Annotated in this window: 31 protein-coding genes; 16 read left to right on the forward strand and 15 right to left on the reverse strand. The window is 42.5% G+C overall.

Translation table 11 applies throughout. From position 1 onward, the window contains the following. Position 1: 1 nt before the first annotated feature. The 8 genes from PCY71_RS08110 to PCY71_RS08145 all read right to left on the reverse strand — a co-directional run bounded on the left by PCY71_RS08110 (position 2) and on the right by PCY71_RS08145 (position 5,547). Complete coding sequence (locus PCY71_RS08110; protein WP_002911546.1) at positions 2–634, reverse strand: methyltransferase domain-containing protein; 633 nt, start codon at positions 632–634, stop codon at positions 2–4. A gap of 52 nt (positions 635–686) precedes the next feature. Further along, a complete protein-coding gene (locus tag PCY71_RS08115) occupies positions 687–1,202 on the reverse strand; it encodes a histidine phosphatase family protein (RefSeq protein WP_002911545.1) in 516 nt (171 codons plus the stop codon). 18 nt (positions 1,203–1,220) lie between these two features. Next, on the reverse strand, positions 1,221–1,679 hold the full coding sequence (locus PCY71_RS08120; RefSeq protein WP_002902132.1) for an isochorismatase family protein: 459 nt from the start codon (positions 1,677–1,679) through the stop codon (positions 1,221–1,223). 9 nt (positions 1,680–1,688) lie between these two features. Beyond that, positions 1,689–2,135: a dUTP diphosphatase gene (locus tag PCY71_RS08125; RefSeq protein WP_301412508.1), complete on the reverse strand. Its 447-nt coding sequence runs from the start codon at positions 2,133–2,135 to the stop codon at positions 1,689–1,691. A gap of 94 nt (positions 2,136–2,229) precedes the next feature. After that, a complete protein-coding gene (locus PCY71_RS08130) occupies positions 2,230–3,375 on the reverse strand; it encodes a site-specific integrase (RefSeq protein ID WP_301412509.1) in 1,146 nt (381 codons plus the stop codon). Positions 3,376–3,557: 182 nt separating this feature from the next. Next, complete coding sequence (locus PCY71_RS08135; protein ID WP_301412510.1) at positions 3,558–4,112, reverse strand: hypothetical protein; 555 nt, start codon at positions 4,110–4,112, stop codon at positions 3,558–3,560. A gap of 104 nt (positions 4,113–4,216) precedes the next feature. Continuing rightward, positions 4,217–4,885, reverse strand: coding sequence for a Fic family protein (locus PCY71_RS08140; protein WP_301412511.1), 669 nt, complete (start codon positions 4,883–4,885; stop codon positions 4,217–4,219). A gap of 131 nt (positions 4,886–5,016) precedes the next feature. Continuing rightward, complete coding sequence (locus PCY71_RS08145) at positions 5,017–5,547, reverse strand: helix-turn-helix domain-containing protein (RefSeq protein WP_301412512.1); 531 nt, start codon at positions 5,545–5,547, stop codon at positions 5,017–5,019. Between the two features lie 155 nt (positions 5,548–5,702). Between PCY71_RS08145 and PCY71_RS08150 the strand changes: the two genes are divergently transcribed. The 13 genes from PCY71_RS08150 to PCY71_RS08210 all read left to right on the forward strand — a co-directional run bounded on the left by PCY71_RS08150 (position 5,703) and on the right by PCY71_RS08210 (position 11,498). Next, a complete protein-coding gene (locus PCY71_RS08150) occupies positions 5,703–5,891 on the forward strand; it encodes a helix-turn-helix transcriptional regulator (RefSeq protein ID WP_301412513.1) in 189 nt (62 codons plus the stop codon). A gap of 16 nt (positions 5,892–5,907) precedes the next feature. Beyond that, positions 5,908–6,534, forward strand: coding sequence for a Rha family transcriptional regulator (locus PCY71_RS08155; RefSeq protein ID WP_301412514.1), 627 nt, complete (start codon positions 5,908–5,910; stop codon positions 6,532–6,534). Between the two features lie 201 nt (positions 6,535–6,735). Further along, a complete protein-coding gene (locus PCY71_RS08160; RefSeq protein ID WP_125402840.1) occupies positions 6,736–6,951 on the forward strand; it encodes a hypothetical protein in 216 nt (71 codons plus the stop codon). Positions 6,952–6,964: 13 nt separating this feature from the next. Then, the gene (locus PCY71_RS08165; RefSeq protein ID WP_260425629.1) at positions 6,965–7,099 is read left to right on the forward strand and encodes a hypothetical protein; all 135 of its coding nucleotides are present in this window, start codon (positions 6,965–6,967) and stop codon (positions 7,097–7,099) included. 26 nt (positions 7,100–7,125) lie between these two features. Continuing rightward, positions 7,126–7,422 carry a hypothetical protein gene (locus tag PCY71_RS08170; RefSeq protein WP_301412515.1) on the forward strand — a complete coding sequence of 99 codons (297 nt, stop codon included), beginning with the start codon at positions 7,126–7,128 and terminating at the stop codon, positions 7,420–7,422. Further along, positions 7,412–7,663, forward strand: coding sequence for a hypothetical protein (locus PCY71_RS08175; protein WP_301412516.1), 252 nt, complete (start codon positions 7,412–7,414; stop codon positions 7,661–7,663). The genes PCY71_RS08170 and PCY71_RS08175 overlap by 11 nt, the downstream gene beginning before the upstream one ends. Position 7,664: 1 nt before the next feature. Next, a complete protein-coding gene (locus PCY71_RS08180; protein ID WP_301412517.1) occupies positions 7,665–8,003 on the forward strand; it encodes a hypothetical protein in 339 nt (112 codons plus the stop codon). A 6-nt stretch (positions 8,004–8,009) separates the two neighbouring features. Further along, positions 8,010–8,285, forward strand: coding sequence for a MerR family transcriptional regulator (locus PCY71_RS08185; protein WP_125402844.1), 276 nt, complete (start codon positions 8,010–8,012; stop codon positions 8,283–8,285). Beyond that, positions 8,278–9,090, forward strand: a complete 813-nt coding sequence (locus tag PCY71_RS08190) for a DnaD domain protein (protein WP_301412518.1) — start codon at positions 8,278–8,280, stop codon at positions 9,088–9,090. The genes PCY71_RS08185 and PCY71_RS08190 overlap by 8 nt, the downstream gene beginning before the upstream one ends. Positions 9,091–9,101: 11 nt before the next feature. Then, positions 9,102–9,824 carry an ATP-binding protein gene (locus PCY71_RS08195; protein WP_301412519.1) on the forward strand — a complete coding sequence of 241 codons (723 nt, stop codon included), beginning with the start codon at positions 9,102–9,104 and terminating at the stop codon, positions 9,822–9,824. 23 nt (positions 9,825–9,847) lie between these two features. After that, positions 9,848–10,372, forward strand: coding sequence for a hypothetical protein (locus PCY71_RS08200; RefSeq protein WP_301412520.1), 525 nt, complete (start codon positions 9,848–9,850; stop codon positions 10,370–10,372). Between the two features lie 74 nt (positions 10,373–10,446). Beyond that, positions 10,447–10,950 carry a hypothetical protein gene (locus PCY71_RS08205; RefSeq protein WP_301412521.1) on the forward strand — a complete coding sequence of 168 codons (504 nt, stop codon included), beginning with the start codon at positions 10,447–10,449 and terminating at the stop codon, positions 10,948–10,950. A 203-nt stretch (positions 10,951–11,153) separates the two neighbouring features. After that, positions 11,154–11,498, forward strand: a complete 345-nt coding sequence (locus PCY71_RS08210) for a hypothetical protein (protein ID WP_301412522.1) — start codon at positions 11,154–11,156, stop codon at positions 11,496–11,498. A 635-nt stretch (positions 11,499–12,133) separates the two neighbouring features. Here the strand turns inward: PCY71_RS08210 and PCY71_RS08215 are convergent. Next, positions 12,134–12,823 carry a gamma-glutamyl-gamma-aminobutyrate hydrolase family protein gene (locus PCY71_RS08215; RefSeq protein ID WP_002902127.1) on the reverse strand — a complete coding sequence of 230 codons (690 nt, stop codon included), beginning with the start codon at positions 12,821–12,823 and terminating at the stop codon, positions 12,134–12,136. A gap of 228 nt (positions 12,824–13,051) precedes the next feature. Here PCY71_RS08215 and PCY71_RS08220 point away from each other — a divergent pair, with 228 nt between their 5' ends. Next, positions 13,052–15,025, forward strand: coding sequence for a peptide ABC transporter substrate-binding protein (locus PCY71_RS08220; protein WP_048773880.1), 1,974 nt, complete (start codon positions 13,052–13,054; stop codon positions 15,023–15,025). Positions 15,026–15,141: 116 nt separating this feature from the next. Here PCY71_RS08220 and PCY71_RS08225 read toward each other — a convergent pair whose 3' ends face one another. Continuing rightward, positions 15,142–16,911 (reverse strand): ABC transporter ATP-binding protein, encoded by a 1,770-nt coding sequence (locus PCY71_RS08225; RefSeq protein WP_048773878.1) that lies wholly within the window; start codon positions 16,909–16,911, stop codon positions 15,142–15,144. Position 16,912: 1 nt separating this feature from the next. After that, positions 16,913–18,619 carry an ABC transporter ATP-binding protein gene (locus PCY71_RS08230; RefSeq protein WP_048773876.1) on the reverse strand — a complete coding sequence of 569 codons (1,707 nt, stop codon included), beginning with the start codon at positions 18,617–18,619 and terminating at the stop codon, positions 16,913–16,915. A gap of 160 nt (positions 18,620–18,779) precedes the next feature. Between PCY71_RS08230 and PCY71_RS08235 the strand changes: the two genes are divergently transcribed. Both PCY71_RS08235 and galU read left to right on the forward strand, forming a co-directional pair. Beyond that, positions 18,780–19,802 (forward strand): NAD(P)H-dependent glycerol-3-phosphate dehydrogenase, encoded by a 1,023-nt coding sequence (locus PCY71_RS08235; protein ID WP_048773874.1) that lies wholly within the window; start codon positions 18,780–18,782, stop codon positions 19,800–19,802. A gap of 16 nt (positions 19,803–19,818) precedes the next feature. Beyond that, a complete protein-coding gene (galU, locus tag PCY71_RS08240; protein ID WP_002893959.1) occupies positions 19,819–20,724 on the forward strand; it encodes a UTP--glucose-1-phosphate uridylyltransferase GalU in 906 nt (301 codons plus the stop codon). Between the two features lie 97 nt (positions 20,725–20,821). On the opposite strand, the gene PCY71_RS08245 is transcribed toward galU, so the two are convergent. The 4 genes from PCY71_RS08245 to dapD form a co-directional block, all read right to left on the reverse strand. Continuing rightward, the gene (locus tag PCY71_RS08245) at positions 20,822–21,505 is read right to left on the reverse strand and encodes a rhomboid family intramembrane serine protease (RefSeq protein ID WP_002902117.1); all 684 of its coding nucleotides are present in this window, start codon (positions 21,503–21,505) and stop codon (positions 20,822–20,824) included. Beyond that, positions 21,486–22,025, reverse strand: a complete 540-nt coding sequence (locus tag PCY71_RS08250; RefSeq protein WP_002902115.1) for a 5-formyltetrahydrofolate cyclo-ligase — start codon at positions 22,023–22,025, stop codon at positions 21,486–21,488. Before PCY71_RS08250 ends, PCY71_RS08245 begins: the two co-directional genes overlap by 20 nt. Positions 22,026–22,045: 20 nt before the next feature. Next, on the reverse strand, positions 22,046–23,179 hold the full coding sequence (locus PCY71_RS08255) for an N-acetyldiaminopimelate deacetylase (protein ID WP_002902113.1): 1,134 nt from the start codon (positions 23,177–23,179) through the stop codon (positions 22,046–22,048). 77 nt (positions 23,180–23,256) lie between these two features. After that, positions 23,257–23,955, reverse strand: coding sequence for a 2,3,4,5-tetrahydropyridine-2,6-dicarboxylate N-acetyltransferase (gene dapD / locus PCY71_RS08260; RefSeq protein ID WP_048773873.1), 699 nt, complete (start codon positions 23,953–23,955; stop codon positions 23,257–23,259). Positions 23,956–24,121: the final 166 nt, after the last annotated feature.

Consider the following 24,121-nt stretch of genomic DNA (forward strand, 5'->3'; position numbering starts at 1 on the left):
CTTATTTTCTAATAATCCAAACAAAAGTTGATAAAACCTGACACACTTGCTCTATATTAGTAAAGCCAGCCTCTTCCAGCATGTCTGCAACTTCTTGAGGCGAGAGGGAATTCATCAAACCAGCTTGATTCTCATAAGTACGCTGAACTTGTTGCTGATTAGCTCCTAGCTCTGAAGCAAGTGTTTTCCAATAGCCCAGTTGCTGGTTGGAAAAAAAGCTAAGAATCAGAAGGCCATCTTCACTTAAAGAATCATAAATTTTTCGAAGAAATAAGCTGGGATTTTCAACAAACTGCAATACTAGCAAGCAAGAACAAATCTGATAAGCAGAAGGCAGCACTGCTTCTTCAAACCGACTATTAAGATACTCCGCTTGAGGCAGATGAGCCTGTCTTTTAAGCTCTTGTAGCATCGCCTCACTTGGCTCTACTACCGTCAATCCGGCCTTAGGAAATAAGGATGCCAAACCATTCAGCTCATCCGTCTGGCTTGCCAAAGCTAACACCTTATCGACTTTTAAACTGGGTGCTAACCTAAGCAATACTCCTCGGAAAATCACATCTAGCATCACATCATAGCCTGGAATTTTCTGACGAATTTCTGTTGCATAGTCCTTGTTCTTAAATTCTTTCATATTTTCTTCTATCTCAAAATCCTTTTATTAAGATTCTTTTTACAACGAAACATTAAAACTTCAATTCACATTCAACAAACTGACAAAAATCAATCTGCTGATCAACTACAAACTGGCGGATGAGCATGCGGTGGGCTACAAGAGCTACCGTCTCGTATTCTCTGTATTTGTTTATGGTGCGCAAAAAACGGACTTTCATCTGCTCAGCCGTCTCATAACGGACAGGACTTCCTGCAGGAAGAGAACCATTATTTTCCAAAAATAACTTCCGAGCCTGCTCAAACTTATCTATCCCACTCTCATATACCTGCCATTCATGCAGAAAAGGCTCCACAAAAAGCGGCAGTTGGCGGTCTCGAATCAGATAGGAAGCCGTCTCCAAAGCCCGCGTCACAGAAGAGGAGATCAGAATTTCCGCCTGTTCCAGCAAAGGATTAGCAGCGGCCTCTGTCGCCATCCGACGACCAGCAGCCGACAAGGGAGCCAAATCTAGTCCAAAGCCAGTATAACCAGCCTCTTCCAAAAGTGAATAATCTGGTTCTCCGTGACGGATAAAAATGATTTTCATACTAATGCCCTCATAAAGCTATCTAATCTTGATTCCGCAATCTTGCCATTGCTTCAGTGTTTTAGAGAATTTCTTCTGGTTGGCAACTCCGACAGCGGACAAATCGATGGAAACCTGATAATTCTCCTTGACAGCTGCCAAAACGGAAGCTTTGACACAGCCATTGCCATCTACCCCTATAAACTCTATGCTTTTAGCACCATTTCCCTCTAAAAACTCTTTTAAATCCGGATTGGTAAAACAAGAAGCCCGACGCTTCTCAAAGATGCGAGAAGATACAACCTGCAAACCAGTCGCAAATTTCTTCTTCCTATCTTTTCTCTCCCAGAAAAAACGGTTGAGAATATAAATAACCCGGTCGCTGGGATAGCTGGCAATTTTGTCATTTATAGCCACAGTCAGTGCTTCATTATCATATGCTTTTCCTGCAGCAACATAATCTGACTGCATATCTACAACTAATAAATAGTCTGCCATTTTCTTACTCTATTTCCCTGTCGATCCAAATCCGCCGGTCCGCACACCTTCTGCTTCATCTCCATCAGCAATCAAAAATGGCGCAAAGACAGCCTGCACTACACGTTCGCCAACTTCAAGGACGACTTCCTGATCTGTGATGTTTTTCATCTGAGCAAAGATATGGCCTTCGTTTCCTGGATTGCCATAGTAGTCGCCATCAATGACCCCAACGGAGTTAATCAAGACCAGGCCTTTTTTACGAGGGTTAGACGAGCGGTCGTAAAGATAGAGCACCTCGCCCGGCTGCATATAGGCCTTGACACCAGTCGGAACCAGCTTAATCTCCCCTGGCGCAATAGGGGTACGCTCTGCTACTTTCAAGTCGTAACCAGCTGCGTGAGCCGTCTCTCTCTTGGGCAGCAAATCTTCATTTATAAAGCTGGAAACCAGCTCGAATCCGCGAATTTTCGTCATATTTTCTTTTATTATCCTTTCAAACGTTGATTTAATAAGGTTTATAACCTTTGTAAGTAAGTTTTTTTATAAATTTGTTCACCTTTTTGTGGACTTATAGATTATTTATAGCTTTTTCATAATATGAAACAGCCTCTTTCTCTTTGTCCTGGGAGAGGTGACTATACACATCTAAGGTCATGGATATATTAGAATGTCCTAACCTATATTGCAACTCCTTGTAGCTGATACCAGCATTCAGCAATAAACTAGCATGAGTATGGCGGAAAGCGTGACAAGTAAATCGTGGGATGCCCAAAGTCTCGCAACGCTTGTCAATAATCTGTTGGAGAGAATGCCTTGGCAGATAATCTCTAACCGTAGTGGCAAAGACAACAGACGGAGCCTGAGCCCCAACTTCTAAAAATATAAGGCGCTGACGATTCTGATACTGTCTCAGCATAAGCGTAGTTTTGGGATCTATGCTTATCTTTCGAGTACCTGCTTTTGTCTTTGTTTCCCCTATCATCCGAATTTCTTGGCTGTAGGTTTTACTGATTGTGATTGTCTTTTCCTTTAGGTCAATATCCGACCATTCCAGGGCCGTCAACTCTCCTATGCGGCAGCCTGTGGCCAGTAGCAACTTAAAGACCACAAAGCGGTAATAATGCTTGTAGCTCTTTGTAGATAGCCTTTCAGCGTAATCGATAAACGCCTTTAGGTTATCTGGCTCTATGAACTTAACCGCTTCTCTGCCTTTCTTTTGCTTCTTAGGCAGAATCACATCACGCGCAGGGTTAGAGGTCAACAGTTGCAAAGTTACTCCATGCTGCAGTATTCTTCTGTTAATTGAGTTAATCTCCTTGAAATTCACAAGTTTAGGAGCTAACTGATTTATAAACTCTTGAATGCTGCTAGGCGTTATCTTATCTATCTTCATACTCCCAAACTCAGGGATAAGATGATGATTAACTTGTCTCCTAGTTACTGCAAATGTTTGCGGTCTAACTGTCAGCCTGTGACTTTCTAGCCATAGGGCAGCAAGCTCTTTATAAGTCTTGATCTGTACCGTCTTTTTGACTGTCGATCCATTAGTTTTAAAATCAAACTGCGCGTGCTGAGCTTTGCTCTTGACCTCTTTCCTTGTCCGTCCAGTGATACTAGTCTTTACTTTCTTACCTGTTACCTGATCCACTCCCAGATAAACACTTGCGCGGTACACTTTACTACCGTCTTTCTTTTTGACTTCTACTATTTTCATGATATACCTTTCCATCAGCAGGCAAGCTATTATTAAAAAGGTTTTAGATTGAATTAGGTTTATATCATGCGAGAAGCTGCGAGAGGGCCCCTCTATTCGATTTTAAAAGGTCAGTCGATAAAATATACCAGAGATAAAAATAAGGGCTTAAAAGGGCTTATATTGAGTTTTAAGATATACAGCTATTTTACTTTAACTTCCATTTTCCCGTTCATTTTTTGGGAAACTAAGGAATTTCCGTCATCAGTCTTGATGTGCATCATAGGATATGAATTAAAGTCTACTCCGTTAATTGCTGACCAAACGTTAAATGCCTCATGTTCTTTCTCTTTCAGACCGTCAGCGAAAGATTGTAAGTCTGCTTTGCTATATGTTTTATACACATCCGGAACTTTTACATAAAGGATAGTATCTTTGTTATAGAAAGTATATGTACTAATATCCACTCCTTTGTCTGTAAGGTCTTGTTTTAGGTAATCGATAAAGCTAGCCATTTGCTCTGCTTTGACTCTTGGAAGTTCATCACCAGAACTAGAGCTAGAACTACTTTCTTTGGGCGTTTCAGTGCTTTCTGAGGTTTTCGAGGTCTCTTTTTTGTCCTCGGTCGTCGAACTTTGGACGGCTACTTTGGGCGTCTCTGGTGTTTTCGTCTTAGGTGCTAACCCTAGAGCCTGCATGATAAAGCCAAGGGCAGCCAAGGCTAGAAATCCAACTAATAAGAATTTTGTTTTTTTCATAATATCCTCCTAAAGTCCACCAGCGAATTTCAGATATTTATCTTGTATCATGACTTCGTCGGTGGTTGTTTTTTAATTTATTTTTGTACAAAAGCAGTCCAGCACTAAAACTGGCTCATTCTCTCCCTTTCGGCATCTAGTGACTGTTGCAATAAGTTAGCCAGCCCTTGGATATTTTGATTGGCTAAAAGCTCCATATACTCCGCCCTGTCATCCTTACTGATAATGACCGGAGCACCTAGGTACTTCATAGCTAAGTACATAAGAACCAAGCGGCCAGTGCGTCCATTCCCATCACTAAACGGATGAATACGCTCGAACTGGATATGCGTATCAGCCAGTATCTCTACTGTCTCGCGCTCACTCTTTGCCATATCCAGCCTATAAGCTGTATTGTCCGCCCATTGAGCCATCAAAAAAGGCGTTTCCTCTGGTGAAGCTGTCTTAAATTCAGCCCCTATAATAGCATTCTGAACAGTTTTAAACTGCCCTCTATCATGCTGCAGGCGGTCTGTCAATAGCGCATGGAAATCTTGCACCAGCCCCACAGTCAAGGGGGCGTTATTAGCTAAGCTATCTAGCAACAAAGAAAAGGCCTGTTTGTGGTTCTCTATCTCATAGAACTCTCTAATGCTCTTGTGCTTCCCTGGCAAGGTGCTTTCCAAGATGATGCTGACCGTTTCAGGAAGCGATATAGTGTTGCCCTCAATCCCGCTGGAATGATAGGCCATACGGATCAGAATATCATCCAGATAATCTTGTTTATAGGTCATTCAGTTTCCTTTCTGTTTTTAGTGTATTTGATATAGCTGACTCGTTAAAGTTTTAGAAATCACGCGCTTTAGGCTTGTTGACTTTCTTTAGACACTAGGGATAGATTTATTATCTGCGAATCTGGGGGATTTTATTCGTCGTCAATTGTGATAAATCGGTAATCTTTTTTATCCACAAAATCAAGAATACTTTTATTAGGACTAGCTTGTTTTTGTAAAGTCTTACCTAACAAACTACCTTCTCTGTTAAAGTTAAGGGTTGTTATTAAATCGTAAATCAATATTATATCTTTGTCACTTATATAAAAATTACAATCATTGATATATTTGATAAATTTTATAAAGTTATCTTCTGATAATTTTTTGAGATTTTCATTAAATAATAAATCATTTTCCTTAGTGATGAAGTCAGAAAAATCAACAGGATTCAAATCAGTAGTACCGTGGACTAGGTGATTTCTTAAATCACGGTTACTTTCATATCCCAATAGATACCCCACGGTTACACCAAAATATTCTGCTAGTTGCTGAGCATTTTTCTTTCGTATAGCCGTTTCATTATTTTCCCAGCGCTGTAATGTTCTTAGGTTTACTGCTAATTGTTTAGCTAATTTGTCTTGCGATAACCCTTTTTTCTCTCTCAATTCTTTAATTCTATTCATAAGCAAAAATTACCTTTCGAATAAATTATAACTCATGACGGCAATAAAAGCCATAAAAAGAGCAAAAAAACATAAAAAGTGGTTGACTTACGTAATTTAATGTCTTATAATTTAATCAAACAACGGCAATAAAAGCCGTAGAAAGGAGGGGCGTAATGCTAATCACGCTTGAACTAGCAGAAAAAGTACGTGTAAAACGTGCAAAAAAACAGCAAACAAAAAAAGCAGTTGCTGAACTTTTAGGAATTAAACCGCAGACTTATACCAAGGTTGAAAACGGCGACTATGACGCGCCTAAGCGCATCTATCAAGTAGTTATGAATTGGCTAGTAGAAGACTGCTAATAGAAAGGAGCACCCAATGAATCTAGTCTACATGGACGGCAAGAAAGAGCCGTATACAACAAGCGAGATTATCGCTGAATGTGCTGGAGTGAGGCACCACGCAGTACAGGAGCATATCAGAAAGAATGTTGAACGCCTAGAACGTTTTGGAAAGGTCGCATTTGAAATGAGACCTTTACCGAGTGGACAACAAGCTAAAGATTATATTCTGAACGAGCAACAAGCAACTTTGCTGATTACATTCTTAAAGAATACAGAGCAAGTGGCTAACTTCAAAGAAAACCTTGTCAAAGCATTCTTTGAAATGCGGGACGAGCTAGCAAAGTTTAAGCTGCAGCGTGCTCTAGAAAAGCCAAAGCGTAAGACTTTGCATGATTGCATTGAAAGCTGGGGAAGCGCACCCAAACACGCGCATCCAACAATAAACAATCTACTACTCAAAGGTGCTAGCGGAATGAATAAAAAGCAACTAGTGGCAGCGCGAGGCGGTCTTACAGGCATTGATAGCTTAACCAGTGATGAGCTAATCAGATACCAAGCTTTGGAAGATATGGCTATCGCCATGATTGGCTTAAATATGAGCTATCAGGATATCAAGTCTATGGTATTCAGGCCAAAAGAAAACGCACCACAAGGCGCGTGAGAACAACAAAAAAGCCTTAACAGACGACCAAATCAGCAAGGCTTTCACACTATCACCAAAACAAATTAACAAGCAGGCAAGCTGTTATTAAAAGGGTTTTAGTAAAGATTTTATAGCTAAATTATAACATAGGCTATTGAAAAATGCTACCGCAGAGAGCAGGCATCTCTAACTGCCAAACAATTCAAAAAGGACAAAGCTATGATTCAAGAAATTGACATGACGCCAGGGCAAGCAATCGTCTTTGTATTGCTTCTGCTTTTCCTAATCTGGAAGCTATGGCATCTAAAAGGCTCTCAGAGCTCACCAGAGCCCCTCAGAGCGACGAAAAACACTCAGGCGGTAGAATATACCACCGAGGAACTAAACCCCGAATACGGGGCTTATATTCAGCTTGCAGGACGCAAGTACAACTAAAGGAGACAAGAACATGGAAATCTCAATCTTTGACCACAACAAGCTAAATCGTAACGCATTTTACGTTAAAGAACTAGATGTGCTTTTTGTAGCAGACACAGTTAGCGAAGAAGAAAAGCAATCACTTATCCAACAATGCGGGAAATAGGTACTATAAAAGCGAGGAACAAGAAAATGGCTAAAAAAACAGAACAAACTAAAACTGTACAACTTACTGTCGAAGAACTGCAGGGCTTAGGCTGCCAACTGTCTAATATCCTAAAGACAATAAAAATGGATCAAGTGGCTCAAGCTGGATTGTCTCTTGCAAAAGACCGAGATTCATTCACCTTTACACACCTAGCCACAAGCTATCTAAGCTCTTCCTACGAGGTATTTGAAACGATTATCGCCGAGCTTGATGATATAGCTAGTCAGCTTTTGGAGTGTGACGATGCTGAGGAGCTGGAGGGTTTTAGAAATGGCCGATAAATTCGAACCAAACAACAATATTCTCAGTTTCTCTGAGTATATGAAAGAGCTAGAAGAACAGAAAAAGAGCCTAGCAAAGTCTAAGAATGATGAATCATTCAACAGCATGGTTTGCGAGTTTGCTGTTAGGACGAATGCCAATATCGGCAGACTAATTGCCATTGTGGAAGAACAACAGAAAACCATTCACAGCATGGGCAAGGAAATTGAAAACCTAAAACAAAATAAAAGCGAGGTATGAAATGACACAGACAAATATGCCAGAGAATTATAAGCGAGTTCTCAATCTAATCAAGGTTGGGGGTGAGAATGCCATTACAGGCGCTGAAATTGCTAATATCTTGAAAATCGAAAGGCGAGCCGTCCAAGAGATAATCAGTCACTTAATAACTCGATACAAGATTCCGATTATCGGAGCTCGTCTTATCCCTCACAGTGGCTACTATATCCCAGCCAGCAAGGCAGAACTAATCGACGGAGTGAGAGCTTTGAAAAACCAAGTACAAAAAGAACAAGTCCGCCTAAACGTCCTCTTAAATGCCGATTTAGAGAGCTATAAGGCCTTTCTGAATAGGGGGTGATAGTTATTGTTCAGTCTGAGTAAAGAAAGCGAAAACAGCTTAAATCAGGGCATTCTAAAGTTAGTTGCTGACTTTCTAAAAGTCAGTAAACAGCCAACACCTAGGCAGCTAGGACTAATGACACCCCGACAGATTAAAGAGGAACTAGGCATCACAGCCCGGACACTGCAGCGCTGGGAGCGTGCCGGATTGAGACGCTATCAACCACCAGTAGAGGACACACGAAAAGTCTTTTACAGAGTGAGCGATATTCTAATATTTTTGGGGGTGGATAATGGCTAAAACAAAAGTATATTTTTGGCTAAAAGTCGATAAAAAGTTTTTTGATAACATTTTTATTAAAAGGCTTAAAAACATGCCCGGCGGCTATACTATGACGGTTATTTATATCCGTTTAATGCTTGAAAGCTTAGAAAGCGACTGCGTTTTATATTATGAGGGGTACTTCAACGATCTTGCGGAAGAATTAGCTCTAAAACTTGATGTGTCAGAAGATGATATACGGATGACGCTTAGCTATTTCACACAGTGCGGTCTTATTCAAGTTGATAGTGATAGCAATGCCGAAATGCCACAAGCTAAAGCGATGCTAGAAAGTGAAACAAACTGGGCATGGTACAAAAGAGAGCAGAGAAAACAAGCTAAATTGGACAATGTCCAAAATAAAAAGAAAAAGTCCAACTCATGTCCAACAGAGATAGAGTTAGAGAAAGAGATAGAGATAGATATAGAGAAAGAGATAGAATCAGAAGAAAGAGATAGAGAAAAAATATCTGCTTCTGCTGAAATCTCTAAATATTATCAATCTAGAATTGGAGTTATTGACGGAGTACAATATCAACAACTAATGGACTACCACACGCAAGATAAGCTAGAACTAGATTTAATTAAACTAGCTATTGATAAAGCTGCAGACAATGGTAAACGCTCCTTTGGTTATGTCAATACTATCTTGAAGAACTGGACTCAAAACGGTATAAAGACCGCTGCACAGCAAAAAGAAGAACAACAGCGTTATATAGCTGATAAAGGACACGCGCAGAAAACAGTAAACATTACTGATCCATTTGGTGGAAATCTAGGCTAAGAGGTGAAAAAATGGAATCATTAAACCACAGCAAAGAGGATTTTGAACTTGATTTCATGGAATCACTCGATCCAAACATAATAGCTACTATACGACGCAATGCCAATCTCGAAGCCTATCGAGTATTTGAAAGAGATAGTACGGTGACAAATGAAATTTTGAATGCCACTTTTGAGAATTTCAAAGCTGAGACTCCAAAAGAAACCACAGCAAAATATTTTGTCATAAAACAAGCCAAACAATACTTAGACGGTATGCGAGGAAATACTATCATTACTGGACCGCCAGGAGTAGGCAAAAGCCACTTGTGCTACTCCCTTGCTCGAGCAATCAACGAGGGCTACCATAGCAAAGAGGATTCTAAGCGCGTGTTATTTGTCAGCATTGCTGAGATAGTCACACGCATTCAGTCAGGGTGGCAAGATAAAACAAGCGACTTTACAGAAGATGATGCTGTTAAGCTTCTTACTTCCGTTGACTATCTTTTCATTGATGACTTAGGAACAGAAAGCGCCATGACTTCTCAAAAACGAGAAGCTAATAACTGGGTGCAGACTTTTCTTTTCAAAATCTTTGACAAGCGAGAAACAACAATCATCAACACCAATCATACTGGTAAAGAGCTAGCACAAATCTACAATCCTAAACTAGTCAGTCGGATTGGCAAACGGTCAGAGGGGAATGTATTCACTATGGCCGGTATCACAGACAAACGCATGAAGCGGAATTTTTAATCAAAGAAACGGAGACAGACAAAATGACACTAAAAACTATTTCAGAGAAAGCAAAATCATTTACTTTCACTTACTATTTTTATGACCAGACGACCGCTCAAGTAGCAGGTCACGCGCTACTGGGATATATGACTGGAACATATTGCCAGCCTGTAATCTCAATAACCTACAAGGATAAAGGCACGCTAGTAGCTGAGTATGTGGAGGATAACAAGCTAAACGAGACTTTCAAGCGTATTTGTGACAGCTTCAAAGACTATTACAAGCAACCTGAAGAGGATGAAGCATTCGAAGAACGTTACAAACGGGAGCGCGTGCTTCAACTCAAAGAGTCAGAGGATTTTGATAATTTGCTGGAAAAAGTAACAAACTACGAGCTGGAACTATTAGACTATGCTGATCGCTTGCTTTCTGATAAGCCTATCTCTATGGACTTTATGACTGCTGAAGGTACGTTGGAACTGCTGGGTAATGAAAGTGTTAGCTTGCTCCAACAGTTAGACATAGAGGGCGAATATAGAGGGCTTGCTGACTATTCTGGTCAATAAAACACAGGGAGGGGAACAATCCCCTTTTTGTTATCAAGTCAATAGTTTTGGGTTTTTCTATATAGGGGGAGATAATGAAGCAGTTAGCAATAGAAACATTTATAAAGCCTATGAAAATCAATAATATCTCCCATGGTATAGCTGAACTAGCCGGCAGAAAGCTAGAAATAGACTTAGATAACTTATGTATCACCTTTGATAAAGATTACTTTAATTTGGCTAAAATACCGGGAACTAAAGGGGGCAGCCGCTACTTCTTTCTATGCCCCCTTTGTGGCCGGCGGTGTAGAATACTCTATAAGCAGCTTATACTTTATGGTTGCGGATCATGCCAACAAGTACATAAGCAAACCCTAAACCGCAGCAAGACAGACTGCCAATACTACTGGGAGCGTGCATTGAGAGAAGCTAGAAAGGTAGAGCCGGGTTGGAGTCCTAAACGTGGCGGCTATATGTTTGATGCTTTTCCTGCAAGACCGAAGTTTATGAAACGCCAACGGTATTATAAGCACTATCAAAGGTTTGTAAACTATACTAGAAAAGGTGATAGTCTTTGGATGAATGGCTTAAATAATTGATTGAACTAATAGGAGTTGAGAATATTGAAATTAGGACATAGGCACTTTTCAAGTGTTAGGTATCTTACATTGATAAGGCTTGGAGTACAAAAAAGGAAGTAACCATCATTCCGACCACACAGTGGACAAGGGGAACAAGATTACTTCCTTTGTTTAATTTTAGTATACAATATTTTTACTTAAAAGGGAAAGGATCAAGATACATGATTTTAGATGAAATAGAGACCGCACGAAGAGCCTACTATTTTCTAAAAAGTTACAAATCGCTGCTTACACTAGCAGAACGAAAAAACGATCAGGGAGCTTTCAAAGATAAAGCCGTGGAGTTGGTTACAGAGATCGAAGCTTACAGAGATAATCTGGACGAGGTAAAGCGTGAGATATTCGCTAATTTGTTCACTACGAAGTCAAGGAACCGAAAAACCTTAGCCCAACTCTACAAGATTTTTTATATTGATAAATCCGAATATGAACGCCTCAAAATGGAATTCTTGCTTGATTTTGCTAAAAGCTATCGGGAGGGCACTTTATTGGTGTATAAGACATGATTTTTATATCCTTGTTGCTCTATCTCGAACTACAAAAAGGAACTGACATAGGCGCCGACCTCAAAGAGACCATAGGGTGCCAAACCAGTTCCTTATCTCATTTTAACATACAACATTTCTTTTTAAAAATTAAAGTATTATGCCCTGGTGTGATACGTTACATTCAAAAAGCAAAATATGGTATAATGACATCAAGCAATTAAAAAAGCACGTTTGACCGTGCTAGTTTCTTGCCTGCTGAACTCATAATTTTCACGCCCTTTTTTAGGGCTTTTTTTGTTCACCTTTTTGTGGACTAAGAGAGGGCATTTAATACCTTGTATGATATATAATTTCTTCTAAAACCTTATACAATCAAGGGTTAATAGCTTAAAAAGGGCTGTAAGAATAACTAGAAGAATATTCCGCGAATTTTCATGCATTTCTCTTTTCTATTTTTGCTGTCCCTATTATACTAAATTCGCAAAGAACAAGCAAAAAAACCGCCAATTGGGCGGTTCTTATAGGGAGATTATTATGAAAAAGAAAAGTTTTAGGATTTCTAAACAAAGTTAGGAGGTCTTTGTTTATAGTCTTAGTATAGAACACTTATCTTAAATTTTCCTAAAAGTAACTTAAAAAAATGAAATAATTTTTTACAGCTCTTGCAAGAGGTACTGAAACAGCTCCAAATTGCCCTTTTCTTCGTTAATTAAAAACTCTGGATGCCATTGAAGGCCTATGATACGATGATTGTCAACCGATTCGATCGCTTCGATGGTATTGTCTCTTGGGTCAAAGGCTGTCGCGCGGAAATTAGGTGCCAAGTCCTTGATGCTTTGGCGATGAACCGAATTAATCTGGCTAGCCTGACCAAACAAACGCTCCACAACGCTGTCTTTCTCCGTGCGAATGGAGTGCGAAGTACCAAATGGCAAGCCCTGCCAGTGATTTTCGATATGCTGATTGAGAGTTCCGCCAAAAGCAACATTTACCAACTGCAGACCGCGGCAGATGGCCATGACTGGCTTGTTTTGGCGCAGGGCTTCTTTCAAGAGTGCCAACTCAAACTCATCGCGGACAAGATTGTAGTCGTCACTGTCAATGGTCTTTTCTTCCCCATAAAACTGCGGATGAACATTTTGCCCGCCTGACAAAATCAGCTTGTCAATCGTTTCAACATAATCCTGAACTAAACTTTTATCCCCAATGGGAATCACCATTGGCAGGCCACCAACCATTCGTACGCCGTCCACAAACTTGCGTGAGACAGAGGTGTGAATATTCTTTCCAGCTTCATCTACTGGACAAAGATTGGCTGAAATTCCAACAATTGTTCTACACATACCGTGATTCCCCCTTATTTTGATATAGTATATCTTACCACTCCTCTGCGAAGCCGTCCAATAGATTTTTTTAAAGCTGGTTATAAAAATTTTTTATCAGAATATGCAACACTATAAATCTCTTTTTTAAAATTTAGAAAAATATTTCAGAATTATCAGAAAATTATTTACTTTTGGCAGAAATTTGTTATAATAAGCAGTGTAAAAACTCATGACTTGGAGGTCCCTATGAGAAAATCAAATATTCTTCTTGCCGCAGGGCTCACTCTGCTCTCTGTCGGCTTACTTACAGCTTGCTCTGGAGGTGGAAGTTCCCAATCCAGCAAAAAAATCTACAGCTATGTCTTTACGTCTGATCCAACAACTTTGGACTACATCCAGTCGGCAAAGGGGTCTACCCACGAGCTGACTACAAATGGTGTAGATGGCTTGCTGGAAAATGATAAATATGGAAACTTAGCTCCGTCTATCGCAGAAGATTGGACAGTCTCTCCAGATGGTCTCGTCTATACCTATAAGCTGCGCAAAGATGTTAAGTGGTATACCGCTGATGGCGAAGAATACGCAGATGTCACGGCTCAGGACTTTGTGGCAGGTATCAAACATGCTGCCGATATCAAATCAGACGCCCTCCCTCTTATCCAAGATTCTATCAAGGGGCTGAGTGAATATGCAGCCGGTACCAACAAAGACTTTTCAGCTGTTGGAGTCAAGGCACTGGACGATCATACGGTTCAATATACACTCAACAAGCCTGAAACCTACTGGAACTCTAAAACAACATCAGGTGTTATGATGCCGGTCAACGAAGCCTTTTTAGAAAAGCAAGGCAAGGAATTCGGTCAGGCAACCAAAGCCGACTCCATTCTGTATAACGGTCCATTTATCATGAAATCCATTACTTCTAAATCCTCTGTCGAATTTGAGAAGAACCCTAACTACTGGGATAAGGACAAGGTCAAGATTGATGGTGTCAAACTGTCTTACTACGATGGTTCTGACCAAGATTCATTAGCGCGGACCTTCGGAGATGGCGGCTACAGTTTGGCAAGACTCTACCCAGCAACTTCCAGTTATTCCTCAATCGCTGAGAAATACAAAGATAATATCTTCATGACAGAAGCAGGAGCGGGTGTCGGTCTAATCAGCTTTAACATTGACCGTCAAAGTTATAACCATACTTCTAAAACCAGCGATGAACAAAAAGAAGCTACCAAAAAAGCTCTGCTGAACAAAGACTTCCGCCAAGCTCTAGCCTTTGCCCTTAACCGCGAAAGCTATTCAGCTCAGGTCAACGGAGAAGATGCAGCCAAGCCAGCTGTCCGTAATCTCTTTGTTCCGCCAACTTTCGTACAAGCCAATGGCAAGGAATTTGGCACTCTGGTCGAAGAAGCACTGGCTTCCTATGGTGACGAGTGGAAAGGTATCAAGCTGGATGACGGTCAAGACGGTCTCCACAATACTGACAAAGCCAAAGCGGAATTTGCCAAAGCCAAGCAGACTCTTGCAGATGAAGGCGTACAATTCCCAATCCATCTAGACGTTCCTGTCGCTCAGAATTCTACTAACTTCGTCAACCGCATGCAATCTCTGAAACAGTCACTAGAAGAGGCTTTAGGAAAGGACAATGTCTCTGTAGATCTACAGATGCTGGCTGAGGACGAAGCACTAAACATCACCTTCAATGCTGAAGCTGCTAGCCAGGAAGACTGGGATATCAACGGTCTCGTTGCCTGGGATCCAGACTACCAAGATCCATCTACTTACCTGGACATTTTAGTCCCAGGTAACAGCACTCAGACCAGAACCTACCTTGGATTTGAAGGCAAAGACAATGCTGCTGCTAAAGCTGTAGGACTAGATGAGTACAGCAAGCTGATCGAAGAGGCCGGAAACGAAACACAAGATGTTGACAAGCGCTATGAAAAATATGCTGCAGCTCAAGCATGGCTGACAGATAGCGCCCTCGTTGTGCCAACTATGAGCAGCCGAGGAGCAGCACCGTTCATTTCTCGGATTGTGCCATTTACCAACTCTTATGCTCAGACAGGTACAAAAGACGCCAACTATCATAAATACGTGGAAATCAGTGATGAGATTGTCACGACTAAAGACTATCAGAAGGCCCAAGAAAAATGGAAAAAAGAAAAAGAGGAATCCAATAAAAAGGCCCAAGAGGATCTGGCTAAACATGTGAAATAATCACTACTTTGATGTTAATTAAAAATCCAGCAGGAACAGAAACCTGCTGGATTTTTTAACTTTTCTATCTAATATTTTAAAAGCCTGGCTGATTATCCAGCTGCAAAACCAACCAGCTACTCAAAGACAAACTGGTTGTGATAAAGTTCCGAGTAGAAGCCACCGAGTTTTAGGAGCTGGTGATGATTGCCCTGTTCAATGACCTCTCCATCTTTGAGGACGATAATCTGGTCTGCATTTAGAATAGTCTTGAGGCGATGAGCAATGACAAAGCTAGTTCGGCCAGCCACAACGGCTTCCATGGCTTGCTGAATCTTACTCTCTGTTACCGTATCGACATTAGAAGTCGCTTCATCCAAAATCAAGACTTGCGGATCCGTCAGCAGGGTTCTGGCAATGGAAATCAGCTGTTTCTGCCCAATTGAGAAGATATTCTGATCATCATCCACCAGAGTATCGTATTTGTCAGGCAGACTTTCGATATAGTCATGGATATGGGTCGCACGCGCAGCCGTTTCGACCATCTCCTGACTGGCATCTGGCACACCGAAGCGGATATTGTCCCGAATCGTGCCGCTAAAGAGCACCGAATCCTGCAAGACAATGCCCACATGACTCCGTAAGCTATCCAGCTCATAGTCTCGAATGTCGCGACCGTCAAACTCAATGCTGCCACTGTCCACATCGTAAAAGCGATTCAGCAGGTTCATAATGGTCGTCTTACCTGATCCAGTCGGGCCAACAACAGCCGTCATCTTCCCCTTAGGGGCTAAAATAGATACGTATTTGAGGATAGGCTTGCCTTCCACATAAGAGAAGTCCACATGCTTGATCTCCACGGAGTCTGTGAGCTCTGTGAAAGCAGGTGCATTCTCTGGCCGGACTTCCTCCGGCGCATCAAACATCTCCTGAATCCGGTCAGCCCCAGTAAAGGCTAACTGCAGACTGCCCCAGCTGGCTGCAATCTGGATGATAGGCTGATAATACTGCTGGGAAAACTGAGTAAAAGTAGTAATCAGGCCGACTGCAACAGCCGTTTCGACATTAGGGTCGCTCAGTAAGACAGCCGAGCCAACAAAAATAACAATAGCTGTATTAATCAAATTCATCCCGTTCATAATAGGGAAAAGAAGCCCTGAAAATGTCCGGCCTTTAAAGGTTGCCGAGCGTACGCGGTCATTCTGCTCAATAAAACCTTTAATGACCTCCTCCTGCATTCCCTGAACGATAACGGCCTTCTGACCGGAAATGGTCTCGTCCATATAAGCATTGAGGCGGCCGACTTCTTTTTGCTGAAGATTGGTGTACTTCCGAGCCAGCCTAACAATGACCACTAGGAGAAGAAAAGCAACCGGTGTGCTGGCTACCGTTATCCAGGCCAATCTAGCATTTTGGACAAACATGATAATTACTAGACCCAGATAGAGCAAGGCATTGCTCATAACCTGGATCATGCTTTCATTTAGAGCCTGCAGGATATTGTCCAAGTCACTGGTAAAGCGCGACAGAATATCTCCATCCTGATGGCGGTCAAAGAAAGCAACTGTCATCTTGGACAGCTTGCCAAACAGGCCCTTACGCATCTCATTGGTCGAATGGGCAATAACTCGGGTCATCAAAAGCATGTAAATTAAGCTAGAAACAGACAGGCAGACAAAGGACACTAATACACTGCCCATAACGCTGCCAAAAGTTGACAGAATCTGATCAGTCTCACCCTTCTCAACAAAAGCCCGGCCCAACTCAACCAAATGCTGAACAGCCTGACCGACATAAACCGGAAAAAGGACCTGAAAAACAGTCGCTGTTACCATCATCAAAAGGACAATGACAAAGGATAATTTGTAACGCTTAAAATATTGCCAGAAAAATGCAATCGTCCGCATCTTAGTCCTCCTTTCCTTTCTGAGTTTCGTAAATTTCGCGGTAAACATCGTTAGTGGCGACTAATTCCGCATGCGTCCCTTGACCAATCAGCCGTCCTTGATCCAAGACCAGAATCTTATCTGCATGAACAACGGAGCTAATCTTTTGAGCAATGATAATCGTCGTCGTTCCTTGCAGCTCTTTATTCAAGGCTTCTTGAACCAGCTTTTCTGACTTAGCATCCAAGGCTGAGGTTGAATCATCTAAAATCAAAATATTGGGATTGTTGACAACACCTCTAGCAATGGACATCCGCTGCTTCTGACCGCCAGAGAAGTTGTTGCCACGCTCCTCCACTACACTGTCAAAGCTTTCTTCCATACGGCTGATAAATTCACTGGCTTGGGCAATACGAGCCGCTCGCTCCATCTCAGGCAGTGAAGCATTGAGCTTGCCCTGACGGAGATTGTCCGCAATAGTCCCGCTAAATAGAATCGCCCGCTGCAGAACGATAGAAACATTTTTTCGAAGAGTTCCCTGACTAAGCTCTCGCAGATCCCGACCGCCAATCTTGACAGAACCTTCCTGCGGGTCAAAAAGACGGGGAATCAGCTGAGCCAAGGTAGATTTACCAGCACCTGTCGCACCGACAACGCCAATCATTTGCCCCGGCTCAACCTTAAAGCTGATATCCTTTAGCATTGGCTCGTCATCATTGGGATAGGAAAAAGTCACATGCTCAAAGCTGAGGCTGCCTTCTAGTTCTTCATCTGGTGAGTCTGGGAAAGTCATAGCTGGCTCCGTCGCCAATACTTCCTTGATCCGACGGATAGAAATGATCCCCCTCGTCACGCCATTACCCAAGAAACCAACCATAATGATAGTGAAAATAATCTGGCTCAGATAACCGATAAAAGAAGCGATAGAGCTAACCAGCCCTGGCTCCGCCTGAATCATGCCAGACAGAGTCCAGATAGCCAGGTAAACAGAGCTGTAGCCGACCAACATCATTATCGGCTCAATGATTGAAAATGCATAGCCAATATAGAGATTCTCTGATAAAAGTTCATCAGACACCTGACTGAACTTATGAAACTGGTCTTCCTCCCGAACGAAGGACTTGACCACTCGCACACCTCGAAGATTTTCCTTGGCAATGGCATTAATCTTATCCAAAAGAGTCTGGAATTTCTTAAAACGAGGCCCCATCATCCCCATCATGACAGCCGTTAGACCAGCTATGAGCACAATCAGCAAGAAGATAATCCACCAGAGAGAGGGCATGGTCACAATGGCCAAGATGACTGATCCGATAAAAAGGATGGGCAATCGAAGAAGAATTTGAAAGAGCATCATAGTTACATTTTGAATCTGATTGATGTCATTCGTCATCCGCACGACTAGATTACCAGCGTTGAATTCCTCGATATTGGCATAAGAAAAGGTCTGAATCTTGCGGAAAGTCTCTTCACGGAGATCTGATGAGACAGCCTGGGCAATGTAAGCTGCCAAGGTCACATTAATCCCTCCTGCTACTAGCCCGACAAAACCGATGCCAATTAGCCAACCGCCCATACTGTAGATGGTCTGGCTATTTTGCTCCTGCAGAGCATCTAAGATGTGCTTTAAAAACCAGGGCAGTAAAAGAGAGCTGGCAATCATCAGCGAGGTCATCAAAAGCGAACTCAGGGCATACCATTTATACCGTAATAGACTTTTAAAAAACATGCTTCCTCCTACTTTTTTCATATTTGACTTAGTTTCCTTACTATATCACAGATAAAAACAATGTCAAGCAAGAAATTTCTTATATTATATGGTAAAATGAGATATAGAACTCTAAAACTGATTTAAATTCAGACTCGGAATTTCATCATAAGGAGAAGATATGGATAAACAACGAGTTGCTGTGATTGGTCCTGGTTCTTGGGGAACAGCCTTATCACAAGTATTAAACGACAACGGACACGAGGTTCGTATTTGGGGAAATATCGCTGAGCAAATCAACGAAATCAACGACGAACACACCAATAAACGCTATTTCAAAGATATTGTACTGGACGAAAAGATCAAGGCTTATCATAATCTGGAAGAAGCTTTAAAAGATGCCGATGCCGTGCTTTTTGTCGTGCCTACCAAGGTAACCCGTCTGGTAGCCAAACAAGTAGCTCAAGCTCTGGACCACAAGGTAAAAATCATGCACGCCTCCAAGGGACTGGAGCCCAATACTCACGAAAGGATTTCAACTATCCTGGAAGAAGAAATCCCTGCAGAGCTACGCAGCGAGATTGTCGTTGTCTCAGGTCCCAGCCATGCTGAGGAAACCATTGTACGCGATATTACCCTAATTACTGCTGCTTCTAAGGACCTAGAAACAGCTAAGTATGTGCAGGAGCTCTTCAGCAATCACTACTTCCGCCTCTACACCAATACCGATGTCATCGGAGTAGAGACTGCAGGCGCTCTGAAAAACATCATCGCAGTCGGAGCCGGTGCTCTCCATGGACTAGGCTATGGTGATAACGCCAAGGCAGCTATTATCACACGCGGTCTGGCCGAAATCACGCGTCTAGGTGTCAAGTTAGGAGCCAATCCTCTGACTTACAGCGGCCTATCTGGTGTCGGTGACCTGATTGTCACAGGAACCTCTGTCCACTCCCGCAACTGGCGGGCCGGCAATGCTCTAGGACGCGGCGAGAAATTAGCTGATATCGAAGCCAATATGGGCATGGTTATCGAAGGAATTTCCACCACCAAGGCAGCCTATGAACTGGCCCAAGAGCTGGATGTTTATATGCCGATTACCCAGGCTATCTACAAGGTTATTTATCAAAATTGTAATATCAAAGAAGCCATTTATGAAATTATGAACAATGAATTCAAGGCTGAGAACGAATGGACTTCGTTCTAATAGAAAGGAAATAATTATGTCAAAAGTTAAGAAAGCCGTCATCCCTGCAGCTGGTCTCGGAACCCGCTTCCTGCCAGCTACTAAAGCACTGGCCAAGGAAATGTTGCCAATCGTTGACAAGCCAACCATCCAGTTTATCGTTGAGGAAGCTCTCAAATCTGGAATTGAAGATATTCTAGTTGTCACAGGTAAATCAAAACGCTCCATCGAAGACCACTTTGACTCAAACTTTGAATTAGAATACAACCTCAAAGAAAAGGGTAAAGACGACTTGCTCAAATTGGTCGATGAAACCACTGGTATCGGTCTGCATTTCATCCGTCAGAGCCATCCGCGCGGACTGGGAGATGCTGTCCTTCAAGCTAAGGCTTTCGTAGGAAACGAGCCTTTCGTTGTCATGCTGGGCGATGATCTCATGGACATCACCAATGATAAGGCTGTGCCGCTGACCAAGCAATTGATTGATGATTACGAGGCTACTCACGCTTCTACCATCGCTGTCATGCAGGTCCCTCATGATGAAGTTTCTTCTTATGGTGTGATTGCCCCTCAAGGTGAAGGTGTCAAAGGTCTCTACAGCGTGGAAACTTTCGTCGAAAAGCCAAAACCTGAAGATGCACCGAGTGATTTGGCTATTATCGGCCGCTACCTGCTGACACCAGAAATTTTTGAAATCTTGGAAAAGCAAGCGCCAGGTGCTGGAAATGAGATTCAGCTGACCGATGCGATTGATACTCTTAACAAGACGCAGCGCGTGTTCGCTCGCGAATTCAAGGGCGATCGCTATGATGTCGGTGACAAGTTCGGCTTTATGAAGACTTCTATCGACTACGCCCTCAAGCATCCGCAGGTCAAAGACTCCTTGAAGCAGTATATCATTGACTTAGGTCATACGTTAGAGAAAAAACAAAGTAAAAAATAATTGATTCAAACAACTAACTTTGAAAATAAAATTTCAGCTATAAAAAAGAGGTTTTCAACCTCTTTTTTATATATCGTTAGTTATTTATACATACCTGTTAAATCAAGGAATGATGAAAGCCTAGAAAAATCAGAAGGGCGGCCAAGGCTAGATAGCCAAACAAGACTAGCCAGCGCTGAGCAGGTTTAAAAGCATTGCTTGAGCCTTTGATAGGGAGAATGACCGCACAGAGTATGCCACCAATCAAACCTCCCAAATGCCCCGCCAAGCTGATACTAGGCATGAAACTAAAGATGATATTGACCACAATCAAGGTCATATAAGACTGCCCCAGCTGCTGAATGTAGCTGTCGCGAACGACATAATGCAGGGTCACGATAGAGGCAAAAAGTCCAAACAAGGCGGTTGAAGCTCCTGCTGATAGAGCATCTGGACTGAAAAAGAAGACAAAGATATTTCCCATTAGGCCAGACATCATATAGAGCAGAAAGAAATTTCGTGAGCCAAAAATATCTTCTGCCTGCCGTCCAATAAAATAAAGAGTAATGACATTTACCACAAAGTGCTCCAAGCCAATATGCACAAAGATAGCAGAAAAGAGGCGCCATATCTGAATGGGATTCATGATAATAGTTGGAGAATACACTGCTCCAAATTCAAAGACCGTTTGTGCTTCAGCATAAGAAAAGCCACGTAAAATAAGCATCCCCACAAAGACAAGCGTTGTCAAAATTAGCAAAATACTGGTCACAGGATATTTTTTATCGTAGATGTAGTTCATAAGTCAACACTTCCTTTACTGCTATATCGTGATAATCGGGTCCAAAATCAGACTGTTGAAAACTATAGATGCTGCTGATGGATGCTCCTGCAAAATCAGCCAGATAGCGATCATAGTAGCCACCACCGTAACCAATTCGAAAGCCTTGAGAATTGAAGACCACACCCGGCACATGAATCAGATCAATTTCTGTCTTATCCACAGCCTCTTCACTTATCGGCTCCATAAGTCCAAATGAGCTTTTTTGCAGGCAACTTTCATCGTAATCCACAAATATCATCCGACCCTGGCCATAGGTCTTAGGCACTAAAACCCGCTTGCCGTCCAACTGAGCCTGTCTGATAAAGGCTGCAGTTGAGACTTCATGTGGCATAGAAAGATAGGTAGCGATAACCTGAGCTTTTTGATAAGCTGCTGAACTGAGCAAGTGCTGGGTCAGCCAGCTATCTGCCTGCTCTTTTTCTTTTCCTGTCAGTTTCTTCATCTGGTTCAGTACAGTTTGTCTCAGCTCTTTTTTCATGCAGCTCGTCCACCCTTTTCTTATCTTTCGTTGATTTTATAATCTAGGAATTTCCCAATCTTTTCAATAGCAAAGGGCAGTGCGGCCTCATCCGGTGTCATCTTGGGATGATGGAGGGCATAGGGACTATCCACTCCCAGCCAGAACATGACGCCCTTGACCTTGCTGAGCAGATAGCCAAAATCCTCACCTGTCATCGCCGGCGCAATATCAATCAGCTCCACTCCTTCTTCCTTCTGGAAAAAGTCCATCAGTTCACCTGCCAGATCAGGATGATTTTCTACAGGCAGATAACCACCTTGTTTAAGCTCCAAGTCCAATTCCAGACCGAAACTTTGGGCTATCCCCTCTGCTATTTCCCGTAAACGTTTCTGGGTCAAGAGGTTCATCTCCTGAGTCAGAGTCCGAATGGTGCCATGCAAAAAGGCCGTTTCTGCGATGACATTGTTGGTCGTGCCAGCATGGAGCGAACCAAAGGTTACAACCGCCCCCTCGATAGGATCGACATTGCGACTGACAATGGTCTGCACCTGGGTGATAAAGTAGCTAGCCGCCACCAAAGCATCATTGGCTTCATGAGGAAAGGCCGCATGGCCTCCCTTCCCCTTAAAAGTCAGCTTGACCTCACAGGTGCCAGCAAAGAGAGTTCCTCTGTTAGTCGCAATATCACCAACTTTGAGATCCGGCCGCACATGAAGTCCGTAAAATTCATCTGGCAGCCAGTCGCCAAAAGCACCGTCTTCATACATGAGCATTCCGCCAGCTTCATTTTCCTCAGCAGGCTGAAAGAGAAAGAGCAGATTGTGGGTAGGCTGAGCGCTCACAGCTTGTTCCAGCAGACCTAGAGCCACCGTCATGTGCATATCATGTCCGCAGGCATGCATGCGACCTTCATGAGTACTGGCAAAGTCCAGTCCTGTATCCTCCACAATCGGCAGACCATCAATATCTGTCCGCCAGCCAATCGTCTTATCTGGGGAACTTCCCTTGATAAAGACCAAAATACCAGTCCGCCAAGTTCGGATTTCCACAAAGTCTAGACCTGCTGTCAGTCCATCAATGACCTGCATCAGGTAGGCATGAGTCTTATATTCTTCCAGACCGATTTCTGGTATCTGGTGTAAATCACGGCGAATTTTCAGGTAATCAAGCATTGTTTCTTTCCTTTAAAATCTTGTCAGACCAGTCAAAGTGTTGGGCCGTACCCAATCAATTCAAATTTATGCCATCTTTAAAGAGTACGCAGAGCGTCTTCCAGAGCTGTCTTCTGCTGGGTCTTCTCGTCAATGGTCTTGATAACTCGTGCCGGAACGCCAGCAACCACTACGTTTTCCGGAACATCCTGGGTCACAATCGCACCAGCCGCAACAACGGAACCACTGCCAATTTGTACACCTTCGATCACAACCGCATTAGCACCAATCATCACATTGTCTCCAACGCGAACTGGCTCAGCGCTAGCTGGCTCAATGACTCCCGCCAGAACAGCACCAGCACCGACATGACTGTTTTTGCCGACAATCGCTCGGCCTCCCAGAATGGCCCCCATATCAATCATGGTTCCAGCACCAATCTCCGCACCGATATTGATAACCGCCCCCATCATGATGACAGCATTATCACCAATTTCAACTTGGTCACGGATAATAGCACCCGGCTCAATACGGGCATTGATGTCACGCTTATCCAAAAGCGGCACCGCTGAATTGCGGGCATCCTGCTCTATGACATAGGTCTTATTTTCCTCTAAGTTCGCTAGGAGTGGCTTAATCTCTTCCCAGTCTCCAAAAAGAACATTGCCTAACTTCACAACAGACCAAGGGATTGATCCGTGCAATTCTCCATCAAAGGTTACCTTGACCGGAGTTTTTTTCTTGGCATCAGCGATAAATTTGATAATTTCTTGAGCGTTCATTTTAGTAGCAGACATAGCTTTACCTCTCTGTTCTTTCTATTTCTTCATTTAGAGAAAGATACACTCTCTCCTAGCCATCCAATATTTATCTATTATAACACAATTCAGAAGTTTAGTTTGCACTTTATTAGGACGATACTTTTATTTCCTATTCAGAGGATTGAATATTTTTTAAATGAAG

Source organism: Streptococcus sp. SN3 (assembly GCF_030439905.1).